This is a genomic window from Klebsiella sp. BIGb0138 (assembly GCF_004342285.1).
Classification (GTDB): Bacteria; Pseudomonadota; Gammaproteobacteria; order Enterobacterales; family Enterobacteriaceae; genus Klebsiella.
On sequence record NZ_SMCV01000012.1, the window covers coordinates 106,517 to 124,222 of the forward strand.

Here is a 17,706-nt window from a genome sequence, read left to right on the forward strand (position 1 = left end):
AATAACAACGGAATGAATCAGATGAGTAAACTCGATACTTTTATTCACCAGGCGGTAGAAGCGATGCCGATCAGCGGCACGTCGCTGATCGCCTCGCTGTACGGGGATTCACTCCTGCAGCGCGGAGGGGAAGTGTGGCTGGGCAGCGTGGCCGCCCTGCTCGAAGGTCTGGGGTTTGGCGAACGCTTTGTCCGTACGGCGCTGTTTCGTCTCAACAAAGAGGAGTGGCTGGATGTGGTGCGTATTGGCCGCCGCAGCTTCTATCGGTTGAGCGACAAAGGGCTGCGGCTGACCCGCCGCGCGGAGCATAAAATCTACCGCGCCAGCGCGCCGGAATGGGACGGGACCTGGCTGCTGCTGTTGTCGGAAGGGCTGGAGAAAAACCTGCTGGCGGAGGTCAAAAAACAGCTGCTGTGGCAAGGCTTTGGCGCATTGGCTCCCAGCCTGCTGGCATCGCCGTCGCAAAAAATGGCCGACGTCCAGTCGCTGCTGCATGAGGCGGGGGTGGCGGAGAACGTCATCTGCTTTGAGGCCCATTCGCCGCTGGCGCTTTCCCAGGCGGCGCTGCGCGCGCGGGTTGAAGAGTGCTGGCATTTAACGGAGCAGAACGCGATGTATGAAACCTTCATTGCGCTGTTCCGCCCGCTGCTGCCGCTGCTGCGCGAGGCGGATGCCGAAGAGTTCACTCCACAACGCTGCTTCCAGATTCAGCTGCTGCTGATCCATTTCTATCGTCGCGTGGTGCTGAAAGATCCGCTGCTGCCGGAGGAGCTATTGCCGGCGCACTGGGCCGGACAGACCGCCCGCCAGCTGTGTATCAATATTTACCAGCGGGTCGCGCCCGGCGCGCTGGCGTTCGTCAGCGAAAAAGGGGAAAGCTCGGTGGGGGAACTGCCCGCGCCGGGGCCGCTCTATTTTCAGCGTTTTGGCGGTTTGCCAGGCGCATCGTATAAGGAGGCGTAATGCCGATTTATCAGATTGATGGAATGACCCCGGTGGTACCGGATGAAAGCTATGTGCACCCGACGGCGGTGCTGATCGGCGATGTGATCCTCGGTAAAGGGGTGTATGTCGGTCCGAACGCCAGCCTGCGCGGCGATTTTGGCCGTATTGTGGTGAAAGACGGGGCTAACATTCAGGATAACTGCGTGATGCACGGCTTCCCCGGTCAGGATACGGTGGTGGAAGAGGACGGGCATATCGGCCACGGCGCCATCCTTCACGGCTGCGTGATCGGCCGCAATGCGCTGGTTGGCATGAGCGCGGTAATTATCGACGGTGCAACCATCGGGGAGAACAGCATCGTGGGGGCATCGGCATTCGTGAAAGCGAAAGCGGAGATGCCGGCGAACCATTTGATTGTCGGCAGCCCGGCAAAAGCTATCCGCACGTTGAGCGAGCAGGAGATGGCGTGGAAAAAGCAGGGGACGCGGGAATATCAGGTGCTGGTTGAGCGCTGCAGGCAGACGCTGCATCAGGTGGAGCCGCTGAAAGAGGTGGAAGCGCAGAGAAAACGTCTGGAGTTTGATGAGCACCTGCGACCGAAATCGCAGGTGTAACGTTCTGTCACGAGCGTCGCCGGCTAAGCGTAGCGCCAGCCGGCTATCGGCCCGTTGGCGATCAGGCCGCAACCACGCTGTCGATGGCCGCTTTTGCGTCGGACTGCGCTTTTGCCGCCACTTCCGGACCGTAAGCAATGCCTTCCGCGAAGACAAAGTTGACGTCGGTGATACCGATGAAGCCGAGGAAGGTCGACAGGTACGGGGTGACCAGGTCAGTGGGGGTATCTTTATGGATACCGCCGCGGCTGGTCAGGACCACCGCGCGTTTACCGGTGACCAGACCTTCCGGTCCTTTCTCGGTGTAACGGAAGGTTACGCCGGCGCGAGCCACCAGGTCGAAGTAGTTTTTCAGCTGGGTCGGGATGTTGAAGTTGTACATCGGCGCGGCAATAACAATCACGTCATTGGCCTGCAGTTCGGCGATCAGCTCGTCGGACAGCGCCAGCGCTTCCTGCTGACGCGGAGTCAGCGGGGCATCGCTCGGACGCAGCGCGCCAACCAGTTCACCATCCAGTACCGGAATCGGGTTTGCTGCCAGGTCACGCACGGTGATAACGTCTTCCGCGTGCTGTTCACGCCATTGTTCAACAAAATAGTCGGACAGCTGACCGGATTGTGAGTACCCTGCCAGAATACTGGATTTCAGTACTAATACTTTGCTCATGGGTGTTTCCTTATATGAGATTGACGGGTCGATGCCCTGGTGCTTGTTGACACTGTATTCACAATCATGCCACAGAGAAAGCGCAATAAATCGAACTCTGTGTTCAGTTTTTTTGAACAAGGCATAGAATTCACAGATGTGGTAATATACAGCAATACTTCAAAAGAGATTTTTCCCGGCAGTGCGCTGCCCGATAACGCTATGACAGAACAACAAATGTTCACCTTCTCTCAGCTATTCCAACAGCTTGACGGCCTGATGCTGCGCGACCGATCGCGCTTTTCCCGGCGCCTGCACGGCGCGAAGAAGGTTAAAAATCCTGAAGCCCAGCAGGCCATTCTTCAGGAGATGGCGCAAGAGATCGAACAAGCCGCAGGGAGAGTCCTGCTGCGCGAAGCCTCGCGCCCGATGATTACCTACCCGGAAAATCTGCCGGTCAGCCAGAAAAAAGATGAGATTTTGCAGGCGGTTCGCGACCATCAGGTGGTGATCGTGGCGGGGGAGACCGGCTCCGGTAAAACCACCCAGCTGCCGAAAATCTGCATGGAGCTGGGGCGCGGGGTAAAAGGGCTGATCGGCCATACCCAGCCGCGTCGTCTGGCGGCGCGCACCGTGGCTAACCGTATCGCCGAAGAGCTGCAAAGCGAGCCGGGCGGCTGCATCGGCTATAAAGTCCGTTTTAGCGACCACGTTAGCGACAACACGATGGTCAAGCTGATGACCGACGGTATTCTGCTGGCGGAAATCCAGCAGGACCGGCTGCTGATGCAGTACGACACCATCATTATCGATGAAGCGCACGAACGCAGCCTGAATATCGATTTCCTGCTCGGCTATCTGCGCGAACTGCTGCCTAAGCGCCCGGATTTGAAAGTGATTATCACCTCGGCGACGATCGACCCGCAACGTTTCTCGCGCCACTTTAACCATGCGCCGATTATCGAAGTGTCGGGCCGCACCTATCCGGTGGAGGTCCGCTACCGGCCGATTGTCGAAGAGGCCGATGATACCGAACGCGATCAGCTGCAGGCGATTTTCGACGCGGTGGATGAGCTGGGCCGTGAAAGCCCGGGCGATATCCTGATCTTTATGAGCGGCGAGCGTGAAATTCGCGATACCGCCGATGCGCTGAATAAGCTCAATCTGCGTCATACCGAAATCCTGCCGCTGTATGCGCGGCTGTCGAACAGCGAACAGAACCGCGTTTTCCAGTCCCACAGCGGGCGGCGTATCGTGCTGGCGACCAACGTTGCCGAAACCTCGTTGACCGTTCCGGGCATTAAGTACGTGATTGACCCCGGGACCGCGCGCATCAGCCGTTACAGCTACCGTACCAAGGTACAGCGCCTGCCGATCGAGCCGGTGTCCCAGGCTTCCGCCAACCAGCGTAAAGGGCGCTGCGGGCGTGTTTCCGAAGGGATCTGTATTCGTCTCTATTCGGAAGATGATTTCCTGTCGCGCCCGCAATTTACCGATCCGGAAATTCTGCGTACCAACCTGGCGTCGGTGATTCTGCAGATGACCGCCCTCGGACTGGGGGATATCGCCGCTTTTCCGTTCGTCGAAGCGCCGGATAAGCGCAATATCCAGGACGGCGTGCGTCTGCTCGAGGAGCTGGGGGCGATTACCACCGACGCGCAGCAGACCGCCTACAAGCTGACGCCGATGGGCCGTCAGCTCAGCCAGCTGCCGGTTGACCCGCGCCTGGCGCGGATGGTGCTGGAAGCGCAAAAACACGGCTGCGTGCGTGAGGCGATGATCATCACCTCGGCGCTGTCGATTCAGGATCCGCGCGAACGCCCGATGGACAAGCAGCAGGCGTCGGATGAGAAACACCGCCGCTTCCACGATAAAGAATCCGACTTCCTCGCGTTTGTTAATTTGTGGAACTACCTCGGGGAGCAGCAAAAAGCGCTCTCCTCGAACCAGTTCCGTCGCCAGTGCCGTACCGATTTCCTCAACTATCTGCGGGTGCGCGAATGGCAGGATATCTATACCCAGCTGCGCCAGGTGGTGAAAGAGCTGGGACTGCCGATTAACAGCCAGCCGGCGGAATATCGCGAAATCCACACCGCGCTGCTGACCGGTCTGCTGTCGCATATCGGGATGAAGGATAACGATAAGCAGGAGTTTACCGGGGCGCGCAATGCGCGCTTCTCGATCTTCCCGGGTTCCGGTTTATTCAAAAAGCCGCCGAAGTGGACGATGGTGGCTGAACTGGTCGAAACCAGCCGTCTGTGGGGGCGCATTGCCGCCCGCATCGATCCGGAATGGGTCGAGCCGGTCGCCCAGCATCTGATAAAGCGTTCCTGGAGCGAACCGCACTGGGAACGGGCGCAGGGGGCGGTGATGGCCACCGAGAAAGTGACGCTCTACGGCCTGCCGATCGTCGCCGCCCGTAAAGTGAACTACAGCCAGATTGACCCGGCGCTGTGCCGCGAGCTGTTTATCCGCCACGCGCTGGTGGAGGGCGACTGGCAGACGCGTCACGTCTTCTTCCGCGACAACCTCAGGCTGCGCGCCGAAATTGAAGAGCTGGAACATAAATCGCGCCGCCGCGACATTCTGGTGGACGACGATACCCTGTTCGAGTTCTACGACCAGCGCATCAGCCATGACGTTATTTCCGCGCGTCACTTTGATAAATGGTGGAAACTGGCCAGCCGCGACACGCCGGATCTGCTCAACTTTGAAAAGAGCATGCTGATCAAAGAGGGGGCGGAGCAGGTCAGCAAGCTGGACTATCCGAACTTCTGGCATCAGGGCAACCTGAAGCTGCGGCTGACCTATCAGTTTGAACCGGGCGCCGACGCCGACGGAGTGACGGTACATATCCCGCTGCCGCTGCTTAATCAGGTTGAAGAGGCCGGGTTTGAATGGCAAATCCCCGGTCTGCGTCGTGAACTGATTATTGCGTTGATTAAGTCGCTGCCAAAACCGGTACGGCGTAATTTCGTGCCGGCGCCGAACTACGCCGAGGCGTTTTTAGGCCGCGCCGCGCCGCTGGAGCTGCCGCTGCTGGATTCGCTGGAGCGTGAGCTGCGCCGGATGAGCGGAGTGACCATCGACCGCGAAGCCTGGCAGTGGGATCAGGTGCCCGATCATCTGAAAATCACCTTCCGGGTAGTGGATGATAAGAACAAGAAGCTGGCGGAAGGACGCTCGTTACAGGAGTTAAAAGATACGCTGAAAGGCAAAGTGCAGGAGACGCTCTCTGCGGTGGCCGATGATGGTATTGAGCAGAGCGGTCTGCATATCTGGAGTTTTGGTCAGCTTCCGCAAAGCTACGAGCAGAAACGCGGGAACTACAAAGTGAAGGCCTGGCCGGCGCTGGTGGACGAACGTGACAGTGTCGCGATCAGGCTGTTCGATAATCAGCTCGAACAGCAGCAGGCGATGTGGCAGGGCTTACGCCGTTTACTGCTGCTGAACATCCCGTCGCCGATCAAGTATCTGCACGAGAAGCTGCCGAACAAGGCCAAGCTGGGGCTCTATTTTAACCCGTATGGCAAGGTGCTGGATCTGATCGATGACTGCATCTCCTGCGGCGTGGATAAGCTGATTGATGAAGCGGGCGGCCCGGTGTGGAGCGCAGAGGGCTTTACGCAGCTGCACGACAAGGTGCGCGCCGAACTCAACGATACGGTGGTGGAGATTGCCAAACAGGTCGAACAGATCCTCACCGCGGTGTTCAATATCAATAAACGGCTGAAAGGGCGCGTGGATATGACCATGGCGCTGGGGCTGTCGGATGTCAAAGCGCAGATGAGCGGCCTGGTCTATCGCGGCTTCGTGACCGGCAACGGCTTCCGCCGTCTCGGCGATACCCTGCGTTATCTGCAGGCGATCGAAAAGCGGCTGGAAAAGATGGCGATTGATCCGCACCGCGATCGGGCGCAGATGTTGAAAGTGGAGAGCGTGCAGCAGGCCTGGCAGCAGTGGCTGAATAAGCTGCCGCCGGGGCGTCGCGGCGATGACGATGTGCAGGAGATCCGCTGGATGATCGAGGAGCTGCGCGTCAGCTACTTCGCCCAGCAGCTGGGGACGCCGCATCCGGTGTCCGATAAGCGCATCGTGCAGGCGATGGAGCAGATCGTCGCCTGATCGGCGGGCTGATGGTCGTTTTAGGGTGGTTTGGGCGAATAAGCGCGTTGGCTGCTCGTGGCATGGATATTCCGTCCAGTTTCGTGGAATATTCCGTTCACGGTAAATCTGGCGCTATTCTCAAACCCGCTGCGGGTGAACGGCTCGGGGGGCGTTTCGCTCGCCCCCCGTGGCCCCCGGCATGGCGCTGAAAACTGCCGCTGCGCGGTACGCTCCACTCCGGCTTCATCTGGCGGACCGGGCAGGACTCGACGTCCCTGTCTCGACCTGTCTCTCTGGCCGCCAGTCCTGGATGCGCGCCTGCGTTCCCGCCAGTTTTCTTGATGCGCCTTAACCCCCGCGCTGCCAACCCGTGGCAATCACGGCGATCCATCAGCCAGGCCCGACCCGCACAAAAGCTACCCGTTGACCCACGCCAGCGTAAATCCATCCCAGCCCTTGCTGCCCACCGTCTGCAGCGCCGTCACCGTCAGGCGCGGATCGCTGCCCATCATCTCAATAAACCGCCGCACGCCCTGGACTCGCTCATCGGCGCTGTGCGGATTGGTCACTTCCCCATCCCGCACCACGTTATCGCCGATAATCAGCGTTCCCGGGCGGGAGTAGCGCAGCGCCCACTGCAGATAGTGCGGGTTGTTGGGCTTATCGGCATCGATAAAAATCAGATCAAACGCGGGGCGATCGCCGAGGCTCTCAAGGGTTGCCAGCGCCGGACCTTCGCGCAGCGTGACCCGATCGCCCACGCCCGCCAGCTGAAGATTCTGCCGCGCGATCTGCGCATGGTGCGGGTCGGCTTCCAGGGTCAGCAGCTCGCCGTCCGGCGGCAGCTCGCGCGCCATCCAGATGGTGCTATAGCCGCCGAGCGTGCCGATCTCCAGCACCCGCCGGGCGCGGGTGATGCGCACCAGCAGCGCCAGAAACTGGCCCTGGTTGGCGGCAACGTCATAGGCCGGAAGGCCGGCGCGCTGGTTATTCTCCAGCACCTGCTGCAAGAGCGGGTCGGACGGGATCAGCGATTCAACAAGATAACTATCTACAGCAGACCATTGTTGTTGCATGCAAAATTTCCTGTATTACATCCCTGATGAATCAGACCAGCCGCCTCCCAGCGACCGGTATAAATCCACCTGCGCCAGCAGCAGATTGTTCTTCACCTGGACAACGCTAATCTGCGTCGCGTAGAGGGTTCGTTGGGCGTCCAGTACGTCAAGATAAGAGGAGTAACCGTTGCGGTAGCGATTCTGCGCAATGCGCAGGGTTTCCTGCGCCACCGCCTGTTGACTCAGCAGTTCATCTAGCTGCTCGCCATAGCGGGTGATGGCATCAAGACTGTCATTGACCTCTTTAAACGCGCCGCGCACCGTTTTCTCATAACCGTACAGCGCCTGGTTGCGCTGCGCCATTGCCACATCCACCTGGGCGTTCAGCGCCTGGCGGTTGAGCAGCGGCGCGAGAATACTGCCGCCGAGACTCCACAGCCGCAGCGGGTTATCGAGCAGATCCGGCAGCGTGCGGTCCTGCAGGCTGCCGGTGGCGGTCAAATTGATCGACGGCAGCAGCTGCGCCTGCGATGAGGCGAGAGTGGCATCGGCGGCGATCAGCTGCCGCTGGGCCTGGGCGATATCCGGACGGCGGTTGAGCAGCGTGGAAGGCAGCTGTGAAGGCAACCCCAGCGGCGTCAGCCGGGCGAAAGCTTGCCGCTTCACCGTCCCCGGGTTGCTGCCGAGCAGGATGCTCAGGGCGTTTTCCTGCTCGGCGATCTGGTGCTGTAAGAGCGGGATCTGCGAACGGGTCGCACGCAGCTCGGAGTCGGACTGCATCAGCTCAAGGCGCGAGGTATAGCCGGTCTCAAACTGGCGTTTAGCCATATTGTAGGCATCTTCGCGGGATTTCAGCGTCTGCTGAGTGACCCGCAGCTGCTCATCCAGCGAGAGCAGGGTCAGATAACCGGCGGCCACCGAGGTGGCGACGGTGAGATCAGCGGCGGCGGCGGCGGCCTTTTGCGCCGCAAGGCTGGCCTGCGCGGCGCTGGCGGCGCTGCGGTTCGCCCCCCAGAGATCCACATCATAGCTGGCGGTTAGCGCGCCTTTATAGACCGTACTGTGAACGGGCAGACCGGTTACGGCGGATTGGCTGCGGGCGCGGGTCCCGGTCAACCCGGCATCCAGCGAGGGGAACAGGCTACTGTCGGCGGCGTAGGCCCGGGCCTGGTATTCATTCACCCGTTCGCGGGCGATCAGCACATCGCTGTTATAACGCAGCGCCTGGTCAACGTACTGATTGAGGGTGCTGTCGTGAAAATTACGCCACCATACGCTCTCCGCCGGGCTGGCTGGCCCGATACCGGCGCGCCAGGCGGCAGGAATTTGCAGTGACGGTTGCGCACGCTGAACGTCCGCCGACTGACAGCCGATCAGCGCGAGAGCCAGGGCGAGGGTGAGCGGGCGAATCATCATTTTTCCCCCTCGCGGGTGTCGATGGTCACCTGTACTGACATCCCCGGACTCAGGCGCTGGCTGTTTTTCTGCCCGTCATCGACGGCGATGCGCACCGGAATGCGCTGGGCGATTTTGACAAAGTTGCCGGTGGCGTTATCCGGTGAGATAGCGCTAAATTCGACGCCGGTCGCCGGGGAGATACTCTGCACGGTGCCGCTGAACTTTTCGCCGTTCAGCGCATCGACGGTAAAGGTCACGGCCTGGCCGAGACGGATCTCCGCCAGCTGGGTTTCTTTCATATTGGCGATGACCCAATGCTGCGGCGGCACCAGCGAGGTTAAATGGGTACCGGCGCTGACGTAGGCGCCGAGACGCACCGAGATCTGCCCCAGTTGACCGGTCGTGGGGGCGACAATCCGGGTATTTTGTAGATCGATCTCCGCCAGCTCCAGCGCGGCTTTGGCGCTGGCGACGTCCGCCTCCAGCGCATCGCGGTTGACGATCGTCGACTGCAGATCCTGGCGCGACATGTCCAGCGTTGCTTTTGCCTGCGCGATATCGGCGGTGCCTTGCGCCGCGCTGGCGCGTGCGGAGTCGCGTTCGCGAATCGACAGTGAACCGTCGGCGGTTAACTCCTGGACCCGTTTTAAATCCGCCTGGGTCTTCTGGTTCTGCGCGCGGGCGTTTTGCAGCGCGGCCTCGTTGCGGATAATCACCGCCTCGGCGCTTTTACGCTGCTGAAGGTTGTTCTTCAACGCCGCTTCTTTCATCGCAAGCGTAGCCTGCGCCTGATGAACGCGCTGTTTATAGATCCGGTCATCAATCTGGAACAGCACCTGTCCCGGTTTGACGTTATCAAAATCCTGCACGTTGACGGCGGTCACATACCCGCTGACCTGAGGGCTGATAAACGTGGTCTGCCCGCGCACATAGGCGTTATCGGTGAACTGGCTGTGCCGGGTAAACGGCGGCAGCTGCCAGGCGTACAAAATGACCAGTACGCCGAGAAGGCCGATGGCGGCGGCGCTAAAAATGGATACCACGCGGATATTATTTCGGGTATTGGCCTGTTGCCTGGCCGCATCCTGCTGACTCATAACGACTCCAGAGTAAAAATTGTAATTGTTATTTGCTGCCCGTCGCATTTTTCAGCGCGATGCGGGCGGTAATTCGCAGTCTTATTAAACGCCAGAACACCCATATCAAGGTCCCGGCGGAAATCGCTGCGGTCAGGAGATAAGTGTCATTGTAGGCAAGAATATTCGCCTGTAGCGTTGAGGCATTCTGCAAAAGGGTACTGGCCTGAACGCTAAGCAAGGCGCTGTCGCCGATCTGGCTTTGGTACATCTGGGTGTATTGCTGTAAGCGCTCGGTAATCAGCGGATTCAGGGTGGTTATCTGGTCGGCGAGCTGGCTGGAGTGAAACTTTTCGCGCCAGGTCTGAAAGGTGCCGAGAATCGCTGAACCCAGCAGGCCGCCGACGTTCTGGCTCATGCCAAACAGCACCGAAAAACTGACCAGGTTGCGCTGGTCGGCAATCACCCCGCCGATCCCTGCCAGCATCGCCGGGGCGAGGAAGAAGGCGCTGCCAAAGCCTAGCAGAAACTGGCTGAACATCAGCTGTTCCGGGCGGGTCAGGGCAGTGGACTGGCTGTCGAGCAACGAGGCTATCATGATCGCCGCCAGCGCGGTGGCGGTTGGCCAGTACAGGCGCTGCGGGTTTAGCGTCAGGCAGCTGGCGACAATTCCGCAGACGATACCGGCAAATATCGACCACGCCAGGTGGGTCATCTGCTCGTTTTGCAGGCCGACGTACTGCAGCCAGCCGATGGCCCCGGTGTTCTGCTCCGCCAGCACGATACGCATCAGCAGCATAATCAGGCCAAGGCGCAGAATACTGCCGCTGGAGAGCCAGTGGGTATTGAGCAACGGGTTGCTGCGGTTGTGTTCAAAGACGATGGCCGACACAATCAGCACCACCGCGCCCGCCAGCGACCAGCCGATCCACGGCGCTGCAAACCACCAGTCGAGGCGCCCCAGCGAAAGAACGGCGCAGACCAGCGCCATGCCGGGAGCCAGCAGAAAGAAGGTGATAAAATCCTTTTTCTCGAACACTTTTTTGCGATCGCTGGGCGGCAGTTTCAGCACCATGACGCAGGCGAGGGAGACCAGCGCCAGCCCCAGTTCGAAAAAGTACAGCCCGCGCCACTCGTCGATTTGCAGCAGTTCGGTCGAGAAAAGCCGGGCGAGGGGGATCGCCAGCGACGAACCGGTGATGCCGATAGTCAGCGCCTTCAGGCGATGGCGGGCGGGCCAGGCCTGAACCTGATAATAAATCCCCAGCGAACTGAGCGCCGCCGCCACCATACCGTGCGCGGCGCGAACCATCAGCGCCGAGCTGAGATCGTTGACGAAAAGGTGGAAAAACGTCACCAGCACGTAGAGGACCAGAAAGCCCTCGGTAAAGGCGCGCAGGCCAAACTGCTGGCGGAATTTAACCAGCAGCAGGTTGATCGATACGTTGGTCATCACGTAGACGGCGGGCAGCCAGGCGATCTCCGTCGACCAGGCGGCAAACGTCCCCTGCAGGTTTTGCAGGTTGGCGGTCACCACCGCATTGCCGAGCGCGCCGGTCAGGCAGACCAGCAGACCGACGATGCCATAGGCGATGCGCTTAGGCGTACTGTGCAGCGGGGTAGACGGCGAACCAAGAATCGCGGGTTTTTCATGCGGCGCCCAGTCGTGGGGCACGTAGGGGTTGCTTTTATGGCGAGGCATTACTTTTTCTCCACCTCGCGCAGCAGCTTTTCCAGCACCCGTTGCGTTTGTGCCCGTTCCTCTGGGGTGATCGCGCTGAGGATCTCTTCACGCAGATCGTCGGCGACCGCTTTAACCTGGCGGTAGAGTGCAAGCCCTTTCTCCGTCGCCACCAGCAGGCGCTTGCGCTTATCGCTATCGGTCATCACGCGCTCCACCAGCTGCAGTTCCACCAGACGGTTGACCAGCGGGACGATGGTGGCGCTCTCCACGCCCACTTCCTGGGCCAGTTCGCTTTGCGAGAGCGGATGTTCATTGCGGGCAATCGCCGAAACGGCGACCCAACTGGCCTGGCTCATGCCGAGGTCCTTCAGCCGGCGATTGACCGCCAGCCGCCAGTGGTGGGCGGTGAGGTGTAACAGATGGGAAAAGGTGAGCTGTCGGTTATCCATAATCGTCTTTAAATCATTAGAACTCTAATGATTTTATGCCTGGCAGAATGGGGAATTCAAGAGCGGATGCTAAAAAGTTGTTAACTCAACGGTGGGAGAGGAAGCGCGCAGGAGAAGAGATCAGGCGGCGGCGTACGGCGTCGCGCGAGTCGACAAAAGAAAACCCGGGCGGCGTTGACGCCTGGCCCGGGTGACCGTTACGACGCTAGCGCCGGATTAGCCTGGATAGATCCCGCGGTCTTTCCGCGCCATCAGGATGCGTTCACAGGCCACGATATAGGCGGCGGTACGCAGGGAGCACGCTTTATCAGAGGCTTTCTCGCAGACGTGGATGATCGCATCGGTCATGATACGGTCCATTTTGGCGTTGATCTCTTCTTCGCTCCAGAAGAAGCTCGCCATGTCCTGGACCCATTCGAAGTAGCTGACGGTGACGCCGCCGGCGTTACAGATAACGTCCGGCACCACGATCACGCCGCGCTCGGCCAGCACATCATCCGCTTCCGGATAGGTCGGGCCGTTTGCCCCTTCCAGCACCAGCTTGCAGGTCAATTTTTCCGCGCGTTCGCGGGTGATCTGGCCTTCCAGCGCCGCCGGGATCAGGATGTCCATCTGGGTGGTCCAGAAGGCGTCTTTGTCAATTTCACGGGCGCCCGGGAAGCCGGCGATCTGCTTCTTCTCGGTCTGCCAGGCGGTCAGGGCCGCCATATCGATACCGCCTTCATTGTACAGGGTGGCGGTATGGTCCTGGATGACCACGATACGGGCGCCGACTTCGGCAAACAGGCGCGCCGCTTCGCTGCCCACGTTACCGAAACCTTGCAGCGCCACTTTCGCGCCTTCAATTTCAATGCCGAAACGGCCGGCAACTTCACGGCCGGTAATAAAGACGCCGCGGCCGGTCGCTTTCTCACGTCCCAGAGAACCGCCGAGGTGAATCGGCTTACCGGTGACAACGCCGGTGACGGTGGTGCCGTGGTTCATGGAGTAGGTATCCATCATCCAGGCCATCACTTTACCGTTGGTGCCGACGTCCGGCGCCGGAATATCTTTCTGCGGCCCGATAATCAGACCGATCTCGCTGGTGTAGCGGCGGGTCAGACGTTCCAGTTCGCCTTCGGAGAGGCTAAACGGGTCGACGCGAACGCCGCCCTTTGCGCCGCCATAAGGAATATTGACTGCGGCACACTTGATGGTCATCCAGGCAGAAAGTGCCATCACTTCGTTCAGGTCAACATCTGGATGGTAGCGAACACCACCTTTACCCGGTCCACGCGAAAGATTGTGCTGTACGCGATAGCCTTCGAAGTGGCGGATGGTGCCATCATCCATCTGCACCGGAATGTCAACGATCAGCGCGCGTTTCGGGTGGCGAAGAGTTTCCACCCAGTAGGCGAGATCGCCCAGATAAGGCGCGACGCGGTCGATCTGGCGCAGGTAGGTTGTCCATGGAGATGTACTACTTTCAGATGCGTAAGATAACTTTTCCATAAGAGTCCTGTTCTCAATGTTATTTATGTCGTGTGAAACCGTGGAATGGCTACAGCAGTAAACTCTGTGCAATGAATGTTATCACCAATTTTATAAACCGGTATTTGACGGCCATTGCGAATTTTACATTTTTGTTAGAAATTTGCTTTTTCGAGTGCATAACTAAGCACGAAAAATCTCGTCATAACGCGCATTAATATGCATATTTTATGCAGTTAAGTGAATATAAAAATAAATTTTCTATATTTATCATTATCTTGATGATCATCAAAAAGTGAATAAAATGAGGCCTGGCGTATTGACTTTGTTGTACAACAGGGCCCAGATTGAAAGCACGCAATACACAAGGTATTAACTGTGAATTAACAAATAACCCCGAACAGAAAAAGGCTTTGTTTTAGTGTGGTGAATTTATTGTCATCGCAACGGGCTCGTTCGTCCGTAATACAGAGCAGGGGGGAAGGTTAATTTCGCCAATCCATGGCTGGCAAAATGAATTATTGCCAGCAATCGTTCCGGAGAATTGTTATGTCAGGCAGTATGACTCGTGAAGATTTTAATACTTACATGGTGCCCTGTTTTGCCCCGGCGCCCTTTATTCCGGTGAAAGCGGCGGGCTCGAAGGTCTGGGATCAACAGGGTAAAGAATATATCGATCTCGCGGGCGGCATTGCCGTTAATTCGCTTGGCCATGCCCACCCGGCGCTGGCCGCGGCGCTGAAGTCACAGCTTGATAACCTGTGGCACATCGGCAACGGCTACACCAATGAACCGGTTTTGCTGCTGGCTAAAACCCTGGTGGAATCGACCTTTGCCGATAAGGTGTTCTTCTGCAACTCCGGCGCCGAAGCTAACGAAGCGGCGCTGAAGCTGGCGCGGAAATATGCCCACGATAAGTCTGGTGCGGAAAAAAGCGAAATTATCGCCTTTCACCATTCGTTCCACGGCCGCACGCTATTTACCGTGACGGTCGGCGGTCAGCCGAAATACTCCGCTGACTACGCGCCGCTGCCGCAGGATATTACCCATCTGCCGTATAACGATATTGCCGCGCTGAAGGCCGCCATTTCGGCGCGAACCTGTGCGGTCATCGTTGAGCCGATTATTGGCGAAGGCGGCGTGATGCCGGCCGATCCGGCCTTCCTGCAGGCGCTGCGTGACCTTTGCGACCAGCACGATGCCACGTTGATTTTTGACGAAGTCCAGACCGGCGCCGGGCGTACCGGCACGCTGTATGCCTACCAGCACTACAACGTCATTCCGGACATTCTCACCAGCGCCAAAGGTCTCGGCGGCGGTTTCCCGATTGGCGCCATGCTGACGAAAGAGGCGTGGGCGCAGGTCTTCCAGCCGGGCACCCACGGCACCACGTTCGGCGGCAACCCGCTGGCGGCAACGGTGGCCAACGCCGTTCTGGCGCAGCTGGATAGCGACCTGCTGGCCGGCGTCAGCCAGCGTCACGACCTGATCGTCGCTAAGCTCAACGCGCTTAACGCCAGATACGATCTCTTCAGCGCGGTGCGCGGGATGGGGTTACTGATAGGCGCGGAGCTGGCAAGCCACCTGCGCGGCAAGGCGAAAATGCTGACTAACCTGGCGGCGGAAGAGGGGCTGATTGCGCTGATTGCCGGGCCTGACGTGCTGCGTTTTGCGCCGGCGCTCAATATTCCGCTGGCGGATATTGAGGAAGCTTTCGTACGCCTTGAGCGCGCCGTCGCCCGCCTGACCAGCTGATCCGGGAGACGGTTTATGATGCTATTTCGTCCCGTTCGGGAAAATGACCTCGATGATATTATCCGCCTCGCATCGCGGGCGGGGGTGGGCATGACCTCGTTACCTAACGATCCCGCGCGGCTGGCGGCGCGGATCCAGCGTAGCGTGGAGACCTTTGCCGGGAAGCTGCCGCGCGGGCAGCAGGGCTTTCTGTTTGTTCTTGAAGATACTCGCCTGGCGCGGGTGGTGGGCGTCAGCGCCATTGAGGTCGCCGTGGGCCTGGATGAGCCTTTTTATAATTTCCGCCTGCAGCGTACCGTGCGCGCCTCGAAAGAGCTGGGGGTCTATAAAAATCAGGAACTGCTGAATCTCAGCTATGATCATACCGGACACAGCGAACTGTGTACGCTGTTCCTCGACCCGGAGTACCAGAAAAATCGCAATGGCCTGCTGCTGTCAAAAGCGCGGTTCTTATTTATCGCCGCCTTCAGAGAGATGTTTTCGCCGCATCTTTTCGCCGAACTGCGCGGGCGCAGCGATGAGCAGGGCAACTCCCCCTTCTGGGATGCGCTGGGCCACCACTTCTTCGACATCCCGTTTGCCGACGCCGACCGTCTGACCGGGAGCGGAATGAAGACCTTTATTGCCGAGCTGATGCCAGCATACCCGATTTACGTATCGCTGCTGCCGAAAAACGCCCGCGAAGTCATTGGCGAGGTGCATGCGAATACCTCCCCGGCCCGCGCGATCCTTGAAAAAGAGGGCTTCAGCTGGCGCGGTTCGGTCGACATTTTCGATGCCGGTCCGGTGCTGGAGGCGGAAACCGACGCCATCAGGGCGATTCGCGAAAGCCGGTTTATTCCGGCTATACAGCTGATGGCGCAGCGGTCGTCGCCGCTGATCGTCGCCAATAACCAGTTTGCGCATTTCCGTGCGGCGCTGATCGCGCCGGAAGAGCAAAACGAACTCAATCAACTAACGCTGGACGCCCTACAGGTGAATGAAACCGATCGGGTTCATGCGGTGACACTCAATCCGGAGGCAAGGACATCATGGTAATCAATGCGCAGTTCATCGCGGGACAATGGCTACCGGGCTCAGGGCCTCAGTTGACGAAACTGGCGCCGGAAGATCGGTCGGTATTGTGGCAGGCGTCCAGCGCCGGCGCGGCGGAGGTTCAGGCGGCCTGCGCCGCGGCCCGTGCCGCTTTTTATTCGTGGTCTCATCTCCCGGTTTCCGAGCGTATCGCCTGCGTGCAGCGCTTTGCTGCGCTGCTGGAGGCCGGGAAAGAGACGCTGGCAACGCTGATCTCCCGTGAAACCAGCAAGCCGCTGTGGGAAACCCGCACCGAAGTTCAGGCGATGATAGGCAAAGCGGGGATCTCCATCGAAGCCTATCACGAGCGTACCGGGCAGCGCGAAACGGCCATGCCGGATGGCAGGGCGCTGCTTCGCCATAAACCGCACGGCGTCATGGCGGTGTTCGGCCCCTATAACTTCCCGGGCCACCTGCCGAACGGGCACATTATTCCGGCGCTGATTGCCGGCAATACCGTGGTGTTTAAGCCGAGCGAACTGACGCCGGCCACCGCCGAGCTGACGGTTAAACTGTGGCAGCAGGCCGGGATCCCGGATGGAGTGATTAACCTGATTCAGGGCGGTAAAGAGACCGGTCAGGCCCTGCTGGAAAACCGCGATATCGATGGCGTGCTGTTTACCGGCAGCGCCGCCGCCGGTTTCCATTTCCACCGCTACCTTGGCGGACAGCCGGAGAAAATGCTGGCGCTGGAGATGGGCGGCAACAACGCGCTGATCGTCGCCGACGTTGCCGATAGCGATGCGGCGCTCAATGTGATTATTCAGTCGGCCTTTATCTCCGCCGGGCAGCGCTGCACCTGCGCACGTCGGCTGGTGGTCAAGCGCGGCGCCGGGGGCGATGCCTTACTGCAGCGGCTGGTCGCCGCCAGCGCCAGGATCCGCGTCGGTAAATGGGACGCCGAACCCCAGCCGTTTATGGGCGGCGTTATTTCCCAGCAGGCGGCGCAGGGGATGCTGGCGGCGCAGGAAAAACTGGAAGGGCTGGGCGGCAGGGTGCTGTTGCGCCTGACGCAGCCGGATCCCGATTCAACGGTATTAACCCCGGGCATTATTGACGTCACCGGGATTGAGGTTCCTGACGAAGAGTACTTCGGGCCGCTGCTGACCATTGTCCGCTATGACACCTTTGATGAGGCGATCCGCATTGCCAATAACACCCGTTACGGGCTGGCCGCGGGGCTGATTTCCGCCGACCCGGCGCTGTTCGAGCGCTTTGCCGATGAGGCGCGGGCCGGGATCGTCAACTGGAACAAACCGCTGACCGGCGCTTCCAGTAAAGCGCCCTTTGGCGGCGTGGGCGCCTCCGGTAACCATCGCGCTTCGGCGTGGTATGCCGCGGATTACTGCGCGTGGCCGATGGCCTCGCTGGTCAGCGAAACGCTGACGCTGCCGGCGACAACCTCGCCTGGCCTGCCATTCTGATAACGG

Annotated in this window: 14 protein-coding genes; 6 read left to right on the forward strand and 8 right to left on the reverse strand. The window is 59.5% G+C overall.

Going from position 1 to position 17,706, the window contains the following annotated elements:
- Positions 1–21 precede the first annotated feature (21 nt).
- Both paaX and paaY read left to right on the forward strand, forming a co-directional pair.
- On the forward strand, positions 22–963 hold the full coding sequence (gene paaX / locus EDF73_RS22730) for a phenylacetic acid degradation operon negative regulatory protein PaaX (protein ID WP_165905778.1): 942 nt from the start codon (positions 22–24) through the stop codon (positions 961–963).
- Complete coding sequence (paaY, locus tag EDF73_RS22735) at positions 963–1,559, forward strand: phenylacetic acid degradation protein PaaY (RefSeq protein ID WP_132731308.1); 597 nt, start codon at positions 963–965, stop codon at positions 1,557–1,559. The genes paaX and paaY overlap by 1 nt, the downstream gene beginning before the upstream one ends.
- Positions 1,560–1,620: 61 nt before the next feature.
- Here paaY and azoR read toward each other — a convergent pair whose 3' ends face one another.
- Entirely contained in the window at positions 1,621–2,226 is a 606-nt protein-coding gene (gene azoR, locus EDF73_RS22740; RefSeq protein WP_004861333.1) for an FMN-dependent NADH-azoreductase, read from the reverse strand.
- 258 nt (positions 2,227–2,484) lie between these two features.
- Between azoR and hrpA the strand changes: the two genes are divergently transcribed.
- Positions 2,485–6,330 (forward strand): ATP-dependent RNA helicase HrpA, encoded by a 3,846-nt coding sequence (gene hrpA, locus EDF73_RS22745; protein WP_243655255.1) that lies wholly within the window; start codon positions 2,485–2,487, stop codon positions 6,328–6,330.
- Positions 6,331–6,728: 398 nt separating this feature from the next.
- Here hrpA and EDF73_RS22750 read toward each other — a convergent pair whose 3' ends face one another.
- The 7 genes from EDF73_RS22750 to EDF73_RS28020 all read right to left on the reverse strand — a co-directional run bounded on the left by EDF73_RS22750 (position 6,729) and on the right by EDF73_RS28020 (position 13,793).
- Entirely contained in the window at positions 6,729–7,388 is a 660-nt protein-coding gene (locus EDF73_RS22750) for an O-methyltransferase (RefSeq protein WP_132731310.1), read from the reverse strand.
- 15 nt (positions 7,389–7,403) lie between these two features.
- Complete coding sequence (locus EDF73_RS22755; protein WP_132731360.1) at positions 7,404–8,783, reverse strand: efflux transporter outer membrane subunit; 1,380 nt, start codon at positions 8,781–8,783, stop codon at positions 7,404–7,406.
- The gene (locus EDF73_RS22760; RefSeq protein WP_132731311.1) at positions 8,783–9,865 is read right to left on the reverse strand and encodes an HlyD family secretion protein; all 1,083 of its coding nucleotides are present in this window, start codon (positions 9,863–9,865) and stop codon (positions 8,783–8,785) included. The genes EDF73_RS22755 and EDF73_RS22760 overlap by 1 nt, the downstream gene beginning before the upstream one ends.
- A 28-nt stretch (positions 9,866–9,893) precedes the next feature.
- Complete coding sequence (locus EDF73_RS22765; RefSeq protein ID WP_132731312.1) at positions 9,894–11,546, reverse strand: MFS transporter; 1,653 nt, start codon at positions 11,544–11,546, stop codon at positions 9,894–9,896.
- Positions 11,546–11,977, reverse strand: a complete 432-nt coding sequence (locus EDF73_RS22770) for a MarR family transcriptional regulator (protein WP_132731313.1) — start codon at positions 11,975–11,977, stop codon at positions 11,546–11,548. Before EDF73_RS22770 ends, EDF73_RS22765 begins: the two co-directional genes overlap by 1 nt.
- A gap of 216 nt (positions 11,978–12,193) precedes the next feature.
- Positions 12,194–13,468, reverse strand: coding sequence for a Glu/Leu/Phe/Val dehydrogenase (locus tag EDF73_RS22775; protein ID WP_132731314.1), 1,275 nt, complete (start codon positions 13,466–13,468; stop codon positions 12,194–12,196).
- 193 nt (positions 13,469–13,661) lie between these two features.
- Positions 13,662–13,793, reverse strand: a complete 132-nt coding sequence (locus EDF73_RS28020) for a hypothetical protein (RefSeq protein WP_347812718.1) — start codon at positions 13,791–13,793, stop codon at positions 13,662–13,664.
- Between the two features lie 203 nt (positions 13,794–13,996).
- Here EDF73_RS28020 and EDF73_RS22780 point away from each other — a divergent pair, with 203 nt between their 5' ends.
- Genes EDF73_RS22780 through astD form a run of 3 tightly spaced genes read left to right on the forward strand, consistent with a single transcriptional unit; the run spans position 13,997 to position 17,700 of the window.
- Complete coding sequence (locus EDF73_RS22780; RefSeq protein WP_132731315.1) at positions 13,997–15,202, forward strand: bifunctional succinylornithine transaminase/acetylornithine transaminase; 1,206 nt, start codon at positions 13,997–13,999, stop codon at positions 15,200–15,202.
- A gap of 18 nt (positions 15,203–15,220) precedes the next feature.
- Complete coding sequence (gene astA / locus EDF73_RS22785) at positions 15,221–16,240, forward strand: arginine N-succinyltransferase (protein WP_165905781.1); 1,020 nt, start codon at positions 15,221–15,223, stop codon at positions 16,238–16,240.
- Positions 16,234–17,700: a succinylglutamate-semialdehyde dehydrogenase gene (astD, locus tag EDF73_RS22790; protein ID WP_132731317.1), complete on the forward strand. Its 1,467-nt coding sequence runs from the start codon at positions 16,234–16,236 to the stop codon at positions 17,698–17,700. The genes astA and astD overlap by 7 nt, the downstream gene beginning before the upstream one ends.
- Positions 17,701–17,706 lie beyond the last annotated feature (6 nt).

Bases quoted from the DNA above. Each gene is read 5' to 3' on its own strand.
- paaX (WP_165905778.1), top strand. From the start codon at position 22: ATGAGTAAACTCGATACTTTTATTCACCAGGCGGTAGAAGCGATGCCG.
- paaY (WP_132731308.1), top strand. From the start codon at position 963: ATGCCGATTTATCAGATTGATGGAATGACCCCGGTGGTACCGGATGAA.
- azoR (WP_004861333.1), bottom strand. From the start codon at position 2,226: ATGAGCAAAGTATTAGTACTGAAATCCAGTATTCTGGCAGGGTACTCA.
- hrpA (WP_243655255.1), top strand. From the start codon at position 2,485: ATGCTGCGCGACCGATCGCGCTTTTCCCGGCGCCTGCACGGCGCGAAG.
- EDF73_RS22750 (WP_132731310.1), bottom strand. From the start codon at position 7,388: ATGCAACAACAATGGTCTGCTGTAGATAGTTATCTTGTTGAATCGCTG.
- EDF73_RS22755 (WP_132731360.1), bottom strand. From the start codon at position 8,783: ATGATTCGCCCGCTCACCCTCGCCCTGGCTCTCGCGCTGATCGGCTGT.
- EDF73_RS22760 (WP_132731311.1), bottom strand. From the start codon at position 9,865: ATGAGTCAGCAGGATGCGGCCAGGCAACAGGCCAATACCCGAAATAAT.
- EDF73_RS22765 (WP_132731312.1), bottom strand. From the start codon at position 11,546: ATGCCTCGCCATAAAAGCAACCCCTACGTGCCCCACGACTGGGCGCCG.
- EDF73_RS22770 (WP_132731313.1), bottom strand. From the start codon at position 11,977: ATGGATAACCGACAGCTCACCTTTTCCCATCTGTTACACCTCACCGCC.
- EDF73_RS22775 (WP_132731314.1), bottom strand. From the start codon at position 13,468: ATGGAAAAGTTATCTTACGCATCTGAAAGTAGTACATCTCCATGGACA.
- EDF73_RS22780 (WP_132731315.1), top strand. From the start codon at position 13,997: ATGTCAGGCAGTATGACTCGTGAAGATTTTAATACTTACATGGTGCCC.
- astA (WP_165905781.1), top strand. From the start codon at position 15,221: ATGCTATTTCGTCCCGTTCGGGAAAATGACCTCGATGATATTATCCGC.
- astD (WP_132731317.1), top strand. From the start codon at position 16,234: ATGGTAATCAATGCGCAGTTCATCGCGGGACAATGGCTACCGGGCTCA.